At 68.1% G+C, this 14,456-nt stretch carries 15 protein-coding genes and 1 pseudogene; all 16 read left to right on the top strand.

Going from position 1 to position 14,456, the window contains the following annotated elements; all coding sequences use genetic code 11:
* Nucleotides 1–6: 6 nt before the first annotated feature.
* Complete coding sequence (locus VHAB30_RS28015) at nucleotides 7–1,680, top strand: sigma-54-dependent Fis family transcriptional regulator (protein ID WP_062475161.1); 1,674 nt, start codon at nucleotides 7–9, stop codon at nucleotides 1,678–1,680.
* A gap of 222 nt (nucleotides 1,681–1,902) precedes the next feature.
* Nucleotides 1,903–2,172: a phenol hydroxylase subunit gene (locus VHAB30_RS28010; RefSeq protein WP_174250303.1), complete on the top strand. Its 270-nt coding sequence runs from the start codon at nucleotides 1,903–1,905 to the stop codon at nucleotides 2,170–2,172.
* A gap of 42 nt (nucleotides 2,173–2,214) precedes the next feature.
* The gene (locus VHAB30_RS28005; RefSeq protein WP_159279346.1) at nucleotides 2,215–3,219 is read left to right on the top strand and encodes an aromatic/alkene monooxygenase hydroxylase subunit beta; all 1,005 of its coding nucleotides are present in this window, start codon (nucleotides 2,215–2,217) and stop codon (nucleotides 3,217–3,219) included.
* A gap of 33 nt (nucleotides 3,220–3,252) precedes the next feature.
* Nucleotides 3,253–3,549, top strand: coding sequence for an MmoB/DmpM family protein (locus VHAB30_RS28000; protein WP_174250302.1), 297 nt, complete (start codon nucleotides 3,253–3,255; stop codon nucleotides 3,547–3,549).
* Between the two features lie 37 nt (nucleotides 3,550–3,586).
* On the top strand, nucleotides 3,587–5,170 hold the full coding sequence (locus VHAB30_RS27995) for an aromatic/alkene/methane monooxygenase hydroxylase/oxygenase subunit alpha (protein ID WP_159279345.1): 1,584 nt from the start codon (nucleotides 3,587–3,589) through the stop codon (nucleotides 5,168–5,170).
* Nucleotides 5,171–5,263: 93 nt separating this feature from the next.
* Nucleotides 5,264–5,626, top strand: a complete 363-nt coding sequence (locus tag VHAB30_RS27990) for a phenol hydroxylase subunit P4 (RefSeq protein ID WP_159272872.1) — start codon at nucleotides 5,264–5,266, stop codon at nucleotides 5,624–5,626.
* Nucleotides 5,627–5,648: 22 nt separating this feature from the next.
* Nucleotides 5,649–6,707, top strand: a complete 1,059-nt coding sequence (locus tag VHAB30_RS27985; protein WP_159279344.1) for an NADH:ubiquinone reductase (Na(+)-transporting) subunit F — start codon at nucleotides 5,649–5,651, stop codon at nucleotides 6,705–6,707.
* Nucleotides 6,708–6,720: 13 nt separating this feature from the next.
* Nucleotides 6,721–7,065, top strand: coding sequence for a 2Fe-2S iron-sulfur cluster binding domain-containing protein (locus VHAB30_RS27980; protein ID WP_159279343.1), 345 nt, complete (start codon nucleotides 6,721–6,723; stop codon nucleotides 7,063–7,065).
* A gap of 31 nt (nucleotides 7,066–7,096) precedes the next feature.
* Entirely contained in the window at nucleotides 7,097–8,029 is a 933-nt protein-coding gene (locus VHAB30_RS27975; protein ID WP_159279342.1) for a catechol 2,3-dioxygenase, read from the top strand.
* 13 nt (nucleotides 8,030–8,042) lie between these two features.
* Nucleotides 8,043–9,497 carry a 2-hydroxymuconic semialdehyde dehydrogenase gene (locus tag VHAB30_RS27970; protein ID WP_159279341.1) on the top strand — a complete coding sequence of 485 codons (1,455 nt, stop codon included), beginning with the start codon at nucleotides 8,043–8,045 and terminating at the stop codon, nucleotides 9,495–9,497.
* Nucleotides 9,498–9,507: 10 nt separating this feature from the next.
* Nucleotides 9,508–10,332, top strand: a complete 825-nt coding sequence (locus VHAB30_RS27965; protein ID WP_159279340.1) for an alpha/beta fold hydrolase — start codon at nucleotides 9,508–9,510, stop codon at nucleotides 10,330–10,332.
* A 50-nt stretch (nucleotides 10,333–10,382) separates the two neighbouring features.
* Nucleotides 10,383–11,165, top strand: a complete 783-nt coding sequence (dmpE, locus tag VHAB30_RS27960; protein ID WP_062475136.1) for a 2-oxopent-4-enoate hydratase — start codon at nucleotides 10,383–10,385, stop codon at nucleotides 11,163–11,165.
* A 13-nt stretch (nucleotides 11,166–11,178) separates the two neighbouring features.
* Nucleotides 11,179–12,108 carry an acetaldehyde dehydrogenase (acetylating) gene (locus VHAB30_RS27955; protein WP_159279339.1) on the top strand — a complete coding sequence of 310 codons (930 nt, stop codon included), beginning with the start codon at nucleotides 11,179–11,181 and terminating at the stop codon, nucleotides 12,106–12,108.
* A gap of 10 nt (nucleotides 12,109–12,118) precedes the next feature.
* A complete protein-coding gene (gene dmpG, locus VHAB30_RS27950) occupies nucleotides 12,119–13,192 on the top strand; it encodes a 4-hydroxy-2-oxovalerate aldolase (RefSeq protein WP_159279338.1) in 1,074 nt (357 codons plus the stop codon).
* A complete protein-coding gene (dmpH, locus tag VHAB30_RS27945; RefSeq protein ID WP_159279337.1) occupies nucleotides 13,189–13,977 on the top strand; it encodes a 2-oxo-3-hexenedioate decarboxylase in 789 nt (262 codons plus the stop codon). Before dmpG ends, dmpH begins: the two co-directional genes overlap by 4 nt.
* 36 nt (nucleotides 13,978–14,013) lie before the next feature.
* Nucleotides 14,014–14,208: pseudogene (locus VHAB30_RS27940) on the top strand (2-hydroxymuconate tautomerase); the annotation flags it as partial.
* Between the last annotated feature and the right edge of the window lie 248 nt (nucleotides 14,209–14,456).

Below are 14,456 nucleotides of genomic sequence, written 5' to 3'. Positions count from 1 at the left end.
GGGGACATGGTGGGAGAACTTCTTTCTCTCCTGCGCTTCAGCGCCGGCTCGGGCCACATCTGGCTGGACGAGCAGCGCATGCTGCTCATGCATGCCCGGGCCTTCGCCGAACTGCGCCGCGAACTGCTCGACTCGCTGGGCATCGAGCGCGCGCGCGGCCTGCTGGTGCGCATGGGTTTTGCTTCCGGCCTGCGCGACGGCGAGGTGGCCGTGCGCGAGCGCCTTGCCGGCATGCGCGCCGAAGACGCCTTCATGCTCGGCCCGCGCCTGCATTCCATCGAGGGCATCGTCTCGGTGCAGAAGGTGCAGGTCGACCTCGACGTGGCCACCAAGCATTTCTACGGCGAATTCCTCTGGGAGAACTCCTGGGAATGCGAAGCCCACGTGGCCGACTTCGGCTACGGGGAAGACCCGCAGTGCTGGTCGCAGATCGGCTATGCCTCGGGCTACACCACCGCCTTCATGGGGCGGCTCGTGGTGTTCAAGGAAGTCGAGTGCACCAGCATGGGCGACAGCCGCTGCCGCATCGTCGGCCAGGCCGCCGAGGCGTGGAACGACGAGCACTACCTCGAGTACTTCCGCCAGCACCACGTGGCCGAGAAGCTCATCGACTTCAACCTCGGCCTGCAGCACCTGCGCCGCCTGCAGCCGCGCCGCGAGTACGACCAGAAGCTGGTCGGCGTGTCGCCGGGTTTCCGTGCCGCCTTCGAGCTCATGCGCAGCGCGGTCGACAGCGCCATCACCGTGCTGCTGCTCGGCGAGACCGGCGTCGGCAAGGAAGTGTTCGCTCGCTGGCTGCACGACAACGGGCCGCGCGGCAAGCAGCCCTTCATTGCCGTCAACTGCGCGGCGATCCCGGCCGACCTGATCGAGGCCGAGCTGTTCGGCGTGGAAAAGGGCGCCTACACCGGCGCCCACCATGCGCGCGCCGGGCGCTTCGAGCGCGCCCACGGTGGCACCCTGTTCCTGGACGAGGTGGGCGACCTGCCGCTGGCCGCGCAGGTCAAGTTGCTGCGCGTGCTGCAGACCGGCGAGGTCGAGCGCCTGGGCGCCGAGCAGCCGACCAAGGTCGACGTGCGCATCGTGGCCGCCACCAACGTCAACCTGCAGCAGGCCATGCAGGCGGGCAAGTTCCGCACCGACCTGTTCTACCGGCTCAACACCTTCCCGATCCAGATTCCGCCGCTGCGCGAGCGCACCGCCGACATCCCGGCGCTGGTGGCGCGCTTCGTCGAGAAGTACAGCGCGCTGTACGGCAAGAAGCTGCGCGGCCTCACCGACAAGGCCGCGCTCGACGTGCACAAGCACGCCTGGCCCGGCAACATCCGCGAGCTTGAGAACGTGATCGAGCGCGCCGTGCTGCTGGCACCCGACCACGGCGACATCGAGGCCTGCCACCTGTGGATGCAGCCGCCGGGCGCGCCGCCCGACAACCAGCTCGACGCCAGCGGCAAGGTCGCCACGGGCGCCTCGGCGTCGGGCGCCGACGCGAGCGAGTTGGACGCGCTGTGCCAGCGCGTGCTCGAGCAGAACATCGACATCGCCTCGCTCGAGCAGCGCCTCATGCAGACCGCGATGCAGCGCGCCAAGGGCAACCTGTCGCAGGCCGCTCGGTTGCTGGGCATCACGCGCCCGCAGCTGGCTTACCGGCTCAAGAAGGAAGGCCTTCCCACGTCCTGAGCGGACGCAGGCCGGCGTTTTCCGGTTTTCACCATTTGATCAAGCTGCACCGCAGCAAATGATCAAACCAGCATCCGGGACTTCCCGGTGCTTCGGGCCCGCAGGCGCAGCGGGCCCATGCAAATCAATCACTTAGCCACGCTGGCACGCCCGTTGCCCTTATCAGGCCGGGCGGCGCTGGTGCCGTCCACCTGTTGATGGATTGAACAAGTGATGCCCTCGATGCAGCCCGACCCCCGCAGCGGCAGCGCCGCCCAGATGACCGGCCAGCCGTGCTTCGTGCGCGTCACCGGCACGCGCGGCACGCGCTTCGTGGAGTTCGAGTTCGCCATCGGCGACCCCGAGTTGGCCGTGGAGCTGGTGCTGCAGTTCGACCAGTTCCGCGAGTTCTGCGCGCGCCACGCGGTGCGCCACCTGAGCACCGAAGAGGGCGCACGGCTGGACTTCGAGCGCATGAAGTGGCGCTTCGGCGCGCCCGGCATCGACCACTGACACGCCCCCATTTTTTTCCCGCGACAACCAAGGAGACACCCCGTGCAAGTCGACATCAAGACCTCGGACATCCGGCCGATCCGCCAGACCTTCTCGCATGTGGCGCGGCGGCTCGGCGACAAGCCGGCCTCGCGCTACCAGGAGGCCACGCTGGACATGCAGCCCACGGCCAACTTCCACTACCGGCCGCTGTGGGACCCGCAGCACGCGCTGTACGACAAGCGCCGCACGGCCCTCGTGATGGCCGACTGGTACAGCTTCAAGGACCCGCGCCACTACTACTACGGCGTGTACACGATGACCCGTGCGCGCCAGGGGGATGGCGCCGACCGCCAGTTCGAGTTCGCCGAGAAGCGCCAGCTGCTGGCCCTGGCCGATGCCGGCGTGCGCGAGTCGCTGCAGCAGGTGCTGGTGCCGCTGCGCCACTACGAGTGGGGCGCCAACATGAACCACAGCTACTGCTGCGGCTACGGCTACGGCACGGCCATCACGCAGCCCTTCATCTACGCGGCCATGGACCGCCTGGGCATCGCGCAGTACCTCTCGCGCGTCGGCCTGCAGATCGACGCCAACTCGGGCCGCGCGCTGGACGCCGGCAAGCAGGCCTGGCTCGCGCACCCAGCCTGGCAGGGCGTGCGCCGCCTGATGGAAAACCTGTTCGTCACGAAAGACTGGTTCGAGGTGTTCGTGGCCCAGAACCTCGTGCTCGACGGCCTGCTGTACCCGCTGGTCTACCGCCACTACGTGAACGCGCACAGCGCCGCCACCGGCAACGCGCTGGCGATGCTGACCGAGTTCATGAACGAGTGGTTCGACGAGAACGTGCGCTGGGTCGACGCCACGCTGAAGACCGCCGCCGACGAGTCGCCCGCCAACGCCGAACTGCTTGCGCAGTGGTACGCGAGCTGGCGCGACCAGGCCGTGCAGGCGCTGGCGCCGCTGGCCGCGCTGGCGCTCGGTGCGCAGGGCGCCGAGGTGCTCAAGACGCTGCACGCCGCGCTCGATGCGCGCGTGGCCCGGCTGGTGCGCACGGGCGCTGCCGCCTGACGACCGAATCGATCGAACCAAGGAGACCACCCCATGACCACCGCCACCGCCGAAGTGTCCCGACCGCCCGTCTTCATCGCGCTGCAGACCGGCGAGGCCGCGCGCGCCATCGTCGAGGCCATCGTGGCCGACAACCCCGGGGCCACCGTCACCGAGTACCCCGCGATGGTGAAGATCGACGCGCCCGGCCGCCTCGTGATCCGCCGCGAGAGCGTCGAAGCCCTGGTCGGGCGCCGCTGGGACCTGCAGGAACTGCACCTGAGCCTGATCTCGCTGTCCGGAAGCATCGAAGAGACGGATGACGAATTCACCCTCCATTGGGGCGCCTGAGCCCAGGCCCCACCGGACCACGACCAAGGACAACGCCATGACCACCCAAGCAGCAGCAAAGACCCCCACGACCCCGCGCCTCGGCCTGAAGGAGCGCTACGCCATGATGACGCGCGGCCTCGGCTGGGAGACCACCTACCAGTCGATGGACGACGTGTTTCCCTTCGACAAGTTCGAGGGCATCAAGATCCACGACTGGGATAAGTGGGAAGACCCGTTCCGCCTCACGATGGACGCCTACTGGAAGTTCCAGGGCGAGAAGGAGAAAAAGCTCTACGCCATCATCGATGCGTTCCAGCAGAACAACGGCCAGTTCAACATCAGCGACCCGCGCTACCTGAACACGCTCAAGCTGTTCCTCACCGGCGTCTCGCCGCTGGAGTACGCGGCGCACCGCGGCTATGCCATGGCCGGGCGTTCGCTGCGCGGCGTGGGCGCGCGCGTGGCCTGCCAGATGCAGTCGATCGACGAGCTGCGCCATGCGCAGACGCAGTTCCACACCATCAGCCACTTCAACAAGTACTTCCACGGCCTGCACGACCCGCAGCACATGCACGACCGCGTGTGGTACCTGTCGGTGCCCAAGAGCTACTTCGAAGATGCGATGAGCGCGGGGCCCTTCGAGTTCATCACCGCCATCTCGTTCTCCTTCGAGTACGTGCTGACCAACCTGCTGTTCATGCCCTTCATGAGCGGCGCCGCCTACAACGGCGACATGGCCACCGTCACCTTCGGCTTCTCGGCGCAGAGCGACGAGTCGCGCCACATGACGCTGGGCCTGGAGGTGGTGAAGTTCATCCTCGAGCAGGACCCGGACAACGTGCCCATCGTGCAGAAGTGGGTCGACAAGTGGTTCTGGCGCGGCTACCGCCTGCTCACGCTGGTCGCGATGATGATGGACTACATGCTGCCCAAGCGCGTCATGAGCTGGTCCGAGGCCTGGGAGATGTACTTCGAGAAGAACGGCGGCGCGCTGTTCGAGGACCTCGCGCGCTACGGCATCCGCATGCCCAAGTACCACGAGGTCGCGTCGAAGGAAAAGAGCCGCATCTCGCACGAGGCCTGGGCCATCTTCAACAACTACGGCCACGCCGCCAACTTCAACGTCTGGGCACCCAAGCAAGACGAGATGACCTGGCTGGCCGAGAAGTACCCCGAGACCTTCGACAGCCTGTACCGCCCGCGCTTCGAGTGGCTGGCCGAACAGGAGAAGCAGGGCAAGCGCTGGTTCAACAACACGCTGCCCATGCTGTGCCAGACCTGCCAGATCCCGATGGCCTTCACCGAGCCTGACGACCCGACCAAGATCTGCTATCGCGAGAGCAGCTACCACGGCATGAAGTACCACTTCTGCTCCGACGGCTGCAAGGACGTGTTCGACGGCGAGCCCGAGAAGTACGTGCAGGCCTGGCTGCCGGTGCACCAGATCTACCAGGGCAACTGCTTCCCCGAGGGCACCGACCCGACGGTGGAAGGCTTCAACCCGCTGGCGGCCGTGCTCGACTACTACCACATCAACGTCGGCGCCGACAACGGCGAGTTCAACACCTCGCCCGACAAGGCCAACTGGGAACGCTGGACAGGGCAGGACCTGTCGGCGGCCGAGCCCAAGGTGGCCTGAGCACCCGGCCCACCACCCCTCATCGACCCCCGCGCTCCCGCCGTGCCCCACGCACGGTGCGGGCGGCGCTCACCCCGAAACAAGGAGACCGACATGTCTGTTGTTGCACTCGCCCCCGGCTACACCGGCACCGTCATGGACAGCGAAGACCGCTTCCACGGCAACCGCCTGCTCTACATCGGCTGGGAAGACCACCTGCTCTTCTGCGCCCCCGTGTGCCTGCCGCTGCCCGCGGCCATGCCCTTCGGCGCGCTCGTCAGCGACGTGCTGCCCGGCGTGTACGGCAGCCACCCCGACTTCGAAAAGGTCGACTGGTCGAAGGTCGAATGGTTCGATTCCGGCAAGCCCTTCGCGCCCGACGCGGCGAAGTCGCTGGCCGACAACGGCCTGGTCCACAAGTCGGCGCTGCGCTTTCGCACGCCCGGGCTCACGGGCATCGGCGGCTCGTTCAGCTGAGCACAGGAAGGAGGGCCTTGCCATGAGCTTCCAGATCATGATCGAGCCGCTCGGCCAGGCCGTGGCGGCACGCGACGGACAGACCGTGCTCGACGCCTGCCTGCGCGCCGGCGTGTGGCTGCCCCACGCCTGCGGCCACGGCGTGTGCGGCACCTGCAAGGTGCAGGTGCTCGAAGGCGAGTGCGAGCACGGCGACGCCTCCAACTTCGCGCTCATGGACTTCGAGCGCGACGACGGCAAGATCCTCGCGTGCTGCGCGATGGCGCAGGCCGACCTGGTCATCGAGGCCGAGATCGACGAAGACCCCGACGCGCAGTTCCTGCCGCTGGAAGACTTTGACGCCGAGCTGGTCGAGGCCCGCATGCTCACGCCCACCATCCGCGGCCTGTGGCTGCGCACCGACCGGCCGGCGCCGTTCCAGGCCGGCCAGTACGTGATGCTGCACGTGCCGGGCGTGGAGGGCGCACGCGCTTTCTCGATCGCCAACGCACCCGACGACCACCTCGTCGAACTGCACATCCGCCGCGTGCCCAACGGCCGCGCCACCGGCTGGCTGCACGACGACCTTCAGGTGGGCCAGCGCCTGCGCTTCACCGCACCCAACGGCCGCTTCTTCGTGCGCAAGTCGGCCGGCCTGCCGATGATCTTCGTGGCCGGCGGCTCGGGCCTGTCGAGCCCGAAGTCGATGGTGCTCGACCTGTTGGCCGAAGGCTGCACCTTGCCGATCACGCTGGTGCAGGGCGCGCGCAACACCGAGGAGCTGTACTACCGCGCGCTCTTCGAGCAGCTCGCCGAGCGGCACCCCAACTTCACCTACGTGCCCGTGCTGTCCGACCTGCCGGCCGACAGCGACTGGCCTGGCGCGCGCGGCTTCGCGCACGAGGCGCTGAAGGCCCACTTCGCGAACGACTTCCGCGGCCACAAGGCCTACCTGTGCGGGCCGCCACCGATGACCGAGGCCTGCATCGCCACGCTGATGCAGGGGCGGCTGTTCGAGCGCGACATCTACACCGAGAAATTCTTCACCGCTGCCGATGCGGCCTCTGCAGCGCCGCGCAGCCCGCTGTTCAAGGCGTTGTGACGTGGAGCCGGTCATGCGCTTTTCCGTCGCCATCGGCAACACCCACGAGCACTACGTGTGCCGCGCCGACCAGACCCTGCTCGGCGGCATGGAGCAGCTCGGCCGCAAGGGCATCCCGGTCGGCTGCCGCGGTGGCGGCTGCGGCGTGTGCAAGGTGCGCATCGAGTCGGGCGCCGTGCGCCGCGAGCGCATGAGCCGCTGCCACGTCAGCGCCGAAGAAGAAGCCCAGGGCTACGTGCTGGCCTGCCGCGCGTACCCGCAGAGCGACCTGGCCCTGCGCGCCGTCGAAAAGCTGGCGCGCTGCATCGAGCGGCGCCTGGCCGCGTCGCAGCCCGCCGTTCCCCGTTCCCCCACCTGAACTTTTCCCTCACCCACCAAAGGAGACTTCCATGGCACTCACTGGCGTCATTCGCCCCGGACACGTGCAACTGCGCGTGCTCGACCTCGGGGCCGCCCTCACGCACTACCGCGACGTGCTGGGCCTGATCGAAACCGGGCGCGATGCGCAGGGCCGCATCTACCTCAAGGCCTGGGACGAGCACGACCACCACAGTGTCGTGCTGCGCGAAGCCGACGAGGCCGGCATGGACTTCATGGGCTTTCGCGTCGATTCGCCCGCCACGCTCGACCAGCTCGCCGCCGACCTGAAGGCCAGCGGCCTGGCCACCGACATGCAGTGGATCGAAGCCGGCGAGCACCTGCGCACCGGCCAACGCTTTCGCTTCACCGTGCCCACCGGCCATGCCATCGAGCTCTTCGCCGAGAAGGAGAAGGTCGGCAACGGCATGCCCTACGAGAACCCCGAGGTCTACCCCGACGACCTCAAGGGCATGGCGCCCTCGCGTTTCGACCACTGCCTGCTGTACGGCGACGACCTCGACGGCACCATGAAGCTGTTCACCGAGGTTCTGGGCTTCCAGCTGGCCGAGAGCGTGGTGGCGGGCCCCGAGCGCATGTACATCGCGGCCTTTCTCACCTGCTCGACCAAGCCGCACGACATCGCGTTCATCCGCCATCCCGAGAAGAACAAGTTCCACCACGCGTCGTTCCTGCTCGACAACTGGGGCGAGGTGCTCAAGGCGGCCGACATCATCACCAAGAAGCGCGTGTCGCTGGACATCGGCCCCACGCGCCACGGCATCACGCGCGGCGAAACCATCTACTTCTTCGACCCGAGCGGCAATCGCAACGAGGTGTTCTCGGGCGGCTACATCTTCTACCCCGACAAGCCGCCGCTGGTGTGGACCGACGACGAACTCGGGCGCGCGATCTTCTATCACGACCGCAAGCTCAACGAGAACTTCCTGAGCGTGGTGACCTGAAGGAGACGGTGCGATGAAACAGTTCATGAACTTCATCGGCGGCGAGTTCGTCGCCACGACGAAGACCTTCGACAACCGCGCGCCTGTGGACAACCGCGTCATCGGCAAGGTGCACGAGGCCGGCCGCAGCGAGGTCGATGCGGCCGTGCGCGCCGCACGCGCGGCGCTCAATGGCGAGTGGGGCCGCATGAGCGTCGCGCGCCGCGTCGAGCTGCTGCATGCCGTGGCCGACGAGATCAACCGGCGCTTCGACGACTTCCTGGCCGCCGAGATGGCCGACACCGGCAAGCCGCACGCGCTGGCCTCGCACGTCGACATCCCGCGCGGCGCGGCCAACTTCAAGGTGTTTGCCGACATCGTGAAGAACGTGCCCACCGAGAGCTTCGAGATGACGACGCCCGACGGCGGGCAGGCGCTGAACTACGCCGTGCGCTCGCCGCTGGGCGTGATCGGCGTCGTGTGCCCGTGGAACCTGCCCCTGCTGCTCATGACCTGGAAGGTCGGGCCCGCGCTGGCCTGCGGCAACACGGTGGTGGTCAAGCCTTCGGAAGAAACGCCGGCCACCGCCACGCTGCTGGGCGAGGTGATGAACGCGGTCGGCATTCCGCCGGGCGTCTACAACGTGGTGCACGGCTTCGGCCCCGACTCGGCCGGCGAGTTCCTCACCACGCACCCGGGCGTGGACGGCATCACCTTCACGGGCGAGACGCGCACTGGCGAGGCCATCATGGGGGCGGCCGCCAAGGGCGTGCGGCCCGTGTCCTTCGAACTCGGCGGCAAGAACGCCGGCATCGTGTTCGCCGACGCCGATTTCGACAAGGCCGTGGCCGGCATCACGCGCTCGGCCTTCGAGAACTGCGGCCAGGTCTGTCTGGGCACCGAGCGCGTCTACGTGCAGCGGCCGATCTTCGACCGCTTCGTCGCGGCGCTCAAGGCCAAGGCCGAGGCGCTCAAGCCGGGCCCGTCGGAGGAAGCCGGCGTGGGCATCGGCCCGCTGATCTCGCGCGAGCACCAGCAGAAGGTGCTGTCGTACTACGCGAAGGCCGTGAAGGAAGGTGCCACCGTCGTCACCGGCGGCGGCGTGCCGTCGATGCCGGGCGCGCTGGCCGAGGGCCACTGGGTGCAGCCCACCATCTGGACCGGTCTGCCCGAGACGGCCTCGGTGATCCGCGAGGAAATCTTCGGCCCCTGCTGCCACATCGCGCCCTTCGACACCGAGGAAGAAGCCATCGCGCTGGCCAACGCCACCGACTACGGCCTGGCGACCACCGTGTGGACCGAGAACCTGGGCCGCGCGCACCGCGTGGCCAAGCAGGTGCAGGTCGGCATCTGCTGGGTCAACAGCTGGTTCCTGCGCGATTTGCGCACGGCCTTCGGCGGTGCCAAGTCGTCGGGCATCGGCCGCGAAGGCGGCGTGCATTCGCTCGAGTTCTATACCGAGCTGCGCAACGTCTGCATCAAGTTATGAGGGCCCGGCGGTGAGCAACCCCGAAATCGCGAACAGCATCCGCACGGGTGCGTTCCACACCAACGTCCACGACCTGGGCGAGGGCGCGCCGGTGCTCTTCATCCACGGCTCGGGCCCGGGCGTGAGTGCGTGGGCCAACTGGCGGCTGGTGCTGCCGGTGCTCGCGCAGACGCGCCGCGTGATCGCGCCCGACATGGCCGGCTTCGGCTTCACCGAGCGCGTGCCCGGCGCGGCCTACACCATGGATGCCTGGGTGCAGCAGGCGCTCGACCTGCTCGACGCGCTCGACATCGAGCGCGCCGACGTGGTGGGCAACTCCTTCGGCGGTGCGCTGGCATTGGCCCTGGCCATCCGCGCGCCGCACCGCGTGCGCCGGCTGGTGCTCATGGGCAGCGTGGGCGTGCCCTTCGCGATCACGCCGGGGCTCGACGCGGTGTGGGGCTACACGCCCTCGTTCGCGAACATGCGCCGGATCATGGACGTGTTCGCGTTCGACCGCGCCCTCGTCACCGACGAGCTCGCGCAGCTGCGCTACGAGGCCAGCATGCGACCCGGCTTCCAGGAGACCTTCGGCGCGATGTTCCCGGCGCCGCGCCAGCGCTGGGTCGATGCCATGGCGAGCCCGGAGGCCGCCATCCGCGCCCTGCCGCACGAGACGCTGCTGATCCACGGCCGCGAAGACCAGGTGATTCCGCTGGCCACCTCGCTCACGCTGAGCCAGTGGATTCCCCGCAGCCAGCTGCATGTGTTCGGCCGCTGCGGCCACTGGACGCAGATCGAGCACAGCGCACGCTTCGCCCGCCTGGTCGGCGACTTCCTGAACGAAGCCGATTGACTGATTGACCGATTGATTCACCTGAGACAGAGCAAAGGACAGAACCCACCATGGACCCCACCCTCATCCAGCGGCTCGGCGACGAGCTCTACGACGCGCTGCGCGAGCGCAGCGTCGTGGAGCCGCTCACCAGCCGGCACGAAGGCATCACCATCGCCGACGCCTACGGCGTGCAGCAGCGCATGATCGCGCGCCGCCTCGACGCCGGAGAGCGCGTCGTCGGCAAGAAGATCGGCGTCACCTCGCGCGCCGTGATGAACATGCTGGGCGTGTTCCAGCCCGACTTCGGCTACCTGCTCGACGGCATGGTCGTCGGCGAGGGCGAGTCGATCGACAGCCGCACGCTCATCCAGCCCAAGGCCGAGGGCGAGATCGCCTTTCTGCTCAAGCGCGACCTCATGGGCCCCGGCATCGGCAACGCCGACGTGCTGGCCGCCACCGAGTGCGTGATGCCCTGCTTCGAGATCGTCGATTCGCGCATCCGCGACTGGAAGATCCAGATCGCCGACACCGTGGCCGACAACGCCTCGTGCGGCGTGTTCGTGCTGGGCGACCACGCGGTCGATCCGCGCCGCATCGACCTGGTGACCTGCGGCATGGTGCTGGAGAAGAACGGCGAAATCATCGCCACCGGCGCGGGCGCCGCCGCGCTCGGCTCGCCGGTGAACGCGGTCGCGTGGCTGGCCAACACGCTCGGCGCGCTGGGCATCGGGCTCAAGGCGGGCGAGGTGATTTTGTCGGGCGCGCTCGCCGCGATGTTCCCCGCCAAGGCCGGCGACAACTTCCGCGTGTCGATCGGCGGCCTCGGCGGCTGCTCGGTGCGCTTCCACTGAAGGAGACAACCCCATGACGACCCCAACGAAGATCAAGTGCGCGCTGATCGGCCCCGGCAACATCGGCACCGACCTGCTCGCCAAGCTGCAGCGCAGCCCGGTGCTCGAACCCGTGTGGATGGTGGGCATCGACCCCGAATCCGACGGCCTGAAGCGCGCCCGCGAGATGGGCCTGAAGACCACGGCAGAAGGCGTGGACGGCCTCTTGCCGCATGTGCAGGCCGACGGCGTGCAGATCGCGTTCGACGCCACCAGCGCCTACGTGCACGCCGAGAACAGCGCCAAGCTCAACGCGCTGGGCGTGCTCATGATCGACCTCACGCCCGCGGCCATCGGGCCGTTCTGCGTGCCGCCGGTCAACTTGAAGAGTCTGCTCATGGCGGGCGGCGCGCGGCCGGCCAACGTCAACATGGTCACCTGCGGCGGGCAGGCCACCATCCCGATGGTGGCGGCCGTGTCGCGCGTGCAGCCCGTGGCCTACGGCGAGATCGTGGCCACCGTGTCGAGCCGTTCGGTCGGCCCGGGCACGCGCAAGAACATCGACGAGTTCACGCGCACCACGGCCGGTGCGGTCGAGCGCGTGGGCGGCGCGGCCAAGGGCAAGGCGATCATCATCGTCAACCCGGCCGAGCCGCCGCTGATCATGCGCGACACGGTGCACTGCCTCACCGAAGGCCCGCCCGACGAGGCGCGCATCACGGCCTCGGTGCACGAAATGATCGCCGAGGTGCGCAAGTACGTGCCGGGCTACAAGCTCGTGAACGGGCCGGTGTTCGACGGCCACCGCGTGTCGATCTACCTGGAGGTCGAAGGCCTGGGCGACTACCTGCCCAAGTACGCCGGCAACCTCGACATCATGACCGCCGCCGCGGCGCGCACGGCCGAAATGTTCGCCGAAGCGATGCTCGCCAGCCTCCCGCAACCCGAGCCCGCCGTGGCCTAGGAGCACCCCCATGACCACCCCCACGAACACCCACCTGCAGGGCCGCCGTGTCACCCTGCACGACATGACGCTGCGCGACGGCATGCACCCCAAGCGCCACCTGATGACGCTCGAACAGATGACGCACATCGCCAGCGGGCTCGACGAAGCGGGCGTGCCGCTGATCGAAGTGACGCACGGCGACGGCCTGGGCGGCAGCTCGGTCAACTACGGCTTTCCCGCGCATTCCGACGAAGCGTATCTGGGCGCCGTGATCCCGCTCATGAAGCAGGCCAAGGTGTCGGCGCTGCTGATTCCCGGCATCGGCACCGTGGACCACCTGCGCATGGCGCACGGCCTGGGCGTGCACACCGTGCGCGTGGCCACGCACTGCACCGAGGCCGACGTGTCCGAGCAGCACATCACCATGGCGCGCCGGCTCGGCATGGACACGGTGGGCTTTCTCATGATGGCCCACATGGCCTCGCCCGAGACGCTGGTGCGCCAGGCACTGCTCATGGAAGGCTATGGCGCCAACTGCATCTACGTGACCGATTCGGCCGGCTACATGCTGCCGGACGACGTCACGGCGCGCATCGGCGCGGTGCGCGCGGCGCTCCAGGCCGACACCGAGCTGGGCTTTCACGGCCACCACAACCTCGCGATGGGCGTGGCCAATTCGGTCGCGGCCGTTGCGGCCGGCGCCAACCGCATCGACGCTGCCGCCGCAGGCCTGGGCGCGGGCGCGGGCAACACGCCGATGGAGGTGTTCGTGGCGGTGTGCGACCGCATGGGCATCGAGACCGGCGTCGATGTGTTCCGCATCCAGGACGTGGCCGAGGACCGCGTCGTGCCGATCATGGACCACATGATCCGCGTCGACCGCGACTCGCTCACGCTGGGCTACGCGGGCGTGTATTCGAGCTTCCTTCTGTTCGCCAAGCGCGCCGAGAAAAAGTACGGTGTGCCCGCGCGCGAGATATTGGTGGAGCTGGGCCGGCGCGGCATGGTCGGCGGCCAGGAAGACATGATCGAAGACACGGCCATCACGCTGGCCCGCGCACGCCAGGCCGTGCAGCAGCAACAGGAAGGAGTCGTGGCATGAAGCTCGGCAAGAACACCATCGCCGCGCTCGCCGAGCACCTGGAGACCTGCGAGCTCGAGGCACGCGACACGCCCAAGATCACCGACGAACATCCCGAGATGGACTGGGACGACGCCTACGCCATCCAGAACGAGATCCGCCGCCGCAAGCTCGCGCGCGGCCACCGCATCATCGGGCTGAAGGCCGGGCTCACCTCGCACGCCAAGATGAAGCAGATGGGCGTGACCACGCCGGTCTTCGGCTTCATGGCCGACAACTACGCGCTGCCCGAGAGCGGCGAGTGCAAGGTGAGCGAGCTCATCCACCCGAAGGTCGAGCCCGAGATCGCGTTCGTCACCAAGCGCGCGCTCAGCGGCCCGGGCTGCCACATCGGCGCCGTGCTCGCGGCCACCGACTTCGTGCTGCCCGGCATCGAGGTGATCGACAGCCGCTACCGCGACTTCAAGTTCGACCTCAAGAGCGTGGTGGCCGACAACACCTCCGCCTCGCGCTTCGTGGTGGGCGGGCGCGCCGTGCCCGCGAGCGAGGTCGACCTGCGCACCGTGGGCATCGTGCTCGAGAAGAACGGCCAGCCCGTGGCCTTCGGCGCGGGCGCCGCCGTGCTCGGCCACCCGGCCGCGGCGATCGCGATGCTGGCCAACCACCTGGGCGCGCGCGGCGAGGAGATTCCGGCGGGCACGCTGATCCTGTCGGGCGGCATCACCGAGGCCGTGGCCGTGCAGGCGGGTGATGCCGTCACGCTGAAGGTGCAGGGCATGGGCAGCGTGGGCCTGCGCTTCGTCTGACCTGCATCAAGCACTGAAGAACCGAACAGGAGTACACGAATGCCCTTTGCACAGATCTACCTCATCGAAGGCCGCACCGAAGAACAGAAGCGCGCGCTGATCGAGAAAGTGACCCGCGCCATCGTCGAGGCCGTCGACGCGCCGAAGGAGAACGTGCGCGTGTGGCTGCACGACATGCCCAAGGAAAACTGGGGCATCGGCGGCGTGTCCGCCAAAGACCTCGGACGCTGACCGCTTCGCGCTGCGGCGCTGTCTTCTTCAAGGCCCTTGCGAGTCGCTGACTCGCGAGGGCCTTGTGCTTTGTACGAACTCCTGGGGGCTTTGTTCACAGTTTCGCCCTGTGCCTATGTTTGTCGCACCCGCTTTCGGACTCGTCCGATGGATGGAACGGGACCGTCTTCCTAAAGTCATCGGTCAACAAACCGTATGAGCTGGCGCCGCGCGTGCGCGTGCCGCTGCGGTCCCGTTTTTCATTCAGC

Origin of the sequence: Variovorax boronicumulans (assembly GCF_009811375.1) — a bacterium.
GTDB lineage: Bacteria > Pseudomonadota > Gammaproteobacteria > Burkholderiales > Burkholderiaceae_C > Variovorax > Variovorax boronicumulans.
The sequence above is the reverse complement of the archived record's forward strand: the minus strand, read 5'-3'. Positions and strand labels throughout refer to the sequence as shown.

Excerpts from the sequence above, each read along its gene's own strand:
- VHAB30_RS28000 (WP_174250302.1), top strand. The coding sequence starts at position 3,253 with ATGACCACCGCCACCGCCGAAGTGTCCCGACCGCCCGTCTTCATCGCG.
- dmpE (WP_062475136.1), top strand. The coding sequence starts at position 10,383 with ATGGACCCCACCCTCATCCAGCGGCTCGGCGACGAGCTCTACGACGCG.
- VHAB30_RS27970 (WP_159279341.1), top strand. The coding sequence starts at position 8,043 with ATGAAACAGTTCATGAACTTCATCGGCGGCGAGTTCGTCGCCACGACG.
- dmpH (WP_159279337.1), top strand. The coding sequence starts at position 13,189 with ATGAAGCTCGGCAAGAACACCATCGCCGCGCTCGCCGAGCACCTGGAG.
- dmpG (WP_159279338.1), top strand. The coding sequence starts at position 12,119 with ATGACCACCCCCACGAACACCCACCTGCAGGGCCGCCGTGTCACCCTG.
- VHAB30_RS27995 (WP_159279345.1), top strand. The coding sequence starts at position 3,587 with ATGACCACCCAAGCAGCAGCAAAGACCCCCACGACCCCGCGCCTCGGC.
- VHAB30_RS27985 (WP_159279344.1), top strand. The coding sequence starts at position 5,649 with ATGAGCTTCCAGATCATGATCGAGCCGCTCGGCCAGGCCGTGGCGGCA.
- VHAB30_RS27975 (WP_159279342.1), top strand. The coding sequence starts at position 7,097 with ATGGCACTCACTGGCGTCATTCGCCCCGGACACGTGCAACTGCGCGTG.
- VHAB30_RS28015 (WP_062475161.1), top strand. The coding sequence starts at position 7 with ATGGTGGGAGAACTTCTTTCTCTCCTGCGCTTCAGCGCCGGCTCGGGC.
- VHAB30_RS27980 (WP_159279343.1), top strand. The coding sequence starts at position 6,721 with ATGCGCTTTTCCGTCGCCATCGGCAACACCCACGAGCACTACGTGTGC.
- VHAB30_RS27990 (WP_159272872.1), top strand. The coding sequence starts at position 5,264 with ATGTCTGTTGTTGCACTCGCCCCCGGCTACACCGGCACCGTCATGGAC.
- VHAB30_RS27955 (WP_159279339.1), top strand. The coding sequence starts at position 11,179 with ATGACGACCCCAACGAAGATCAAGTGCGCGCTGATCGGCCCCGGCAAC.
- VHAB30_RS28010 (WP_174250303.1), top strand. The coding sequence starts at position 1,903 with ATGCAGCCCGACCCCCGCAGCGGCAGCGCCGCCCAGATGACCGGCCAG.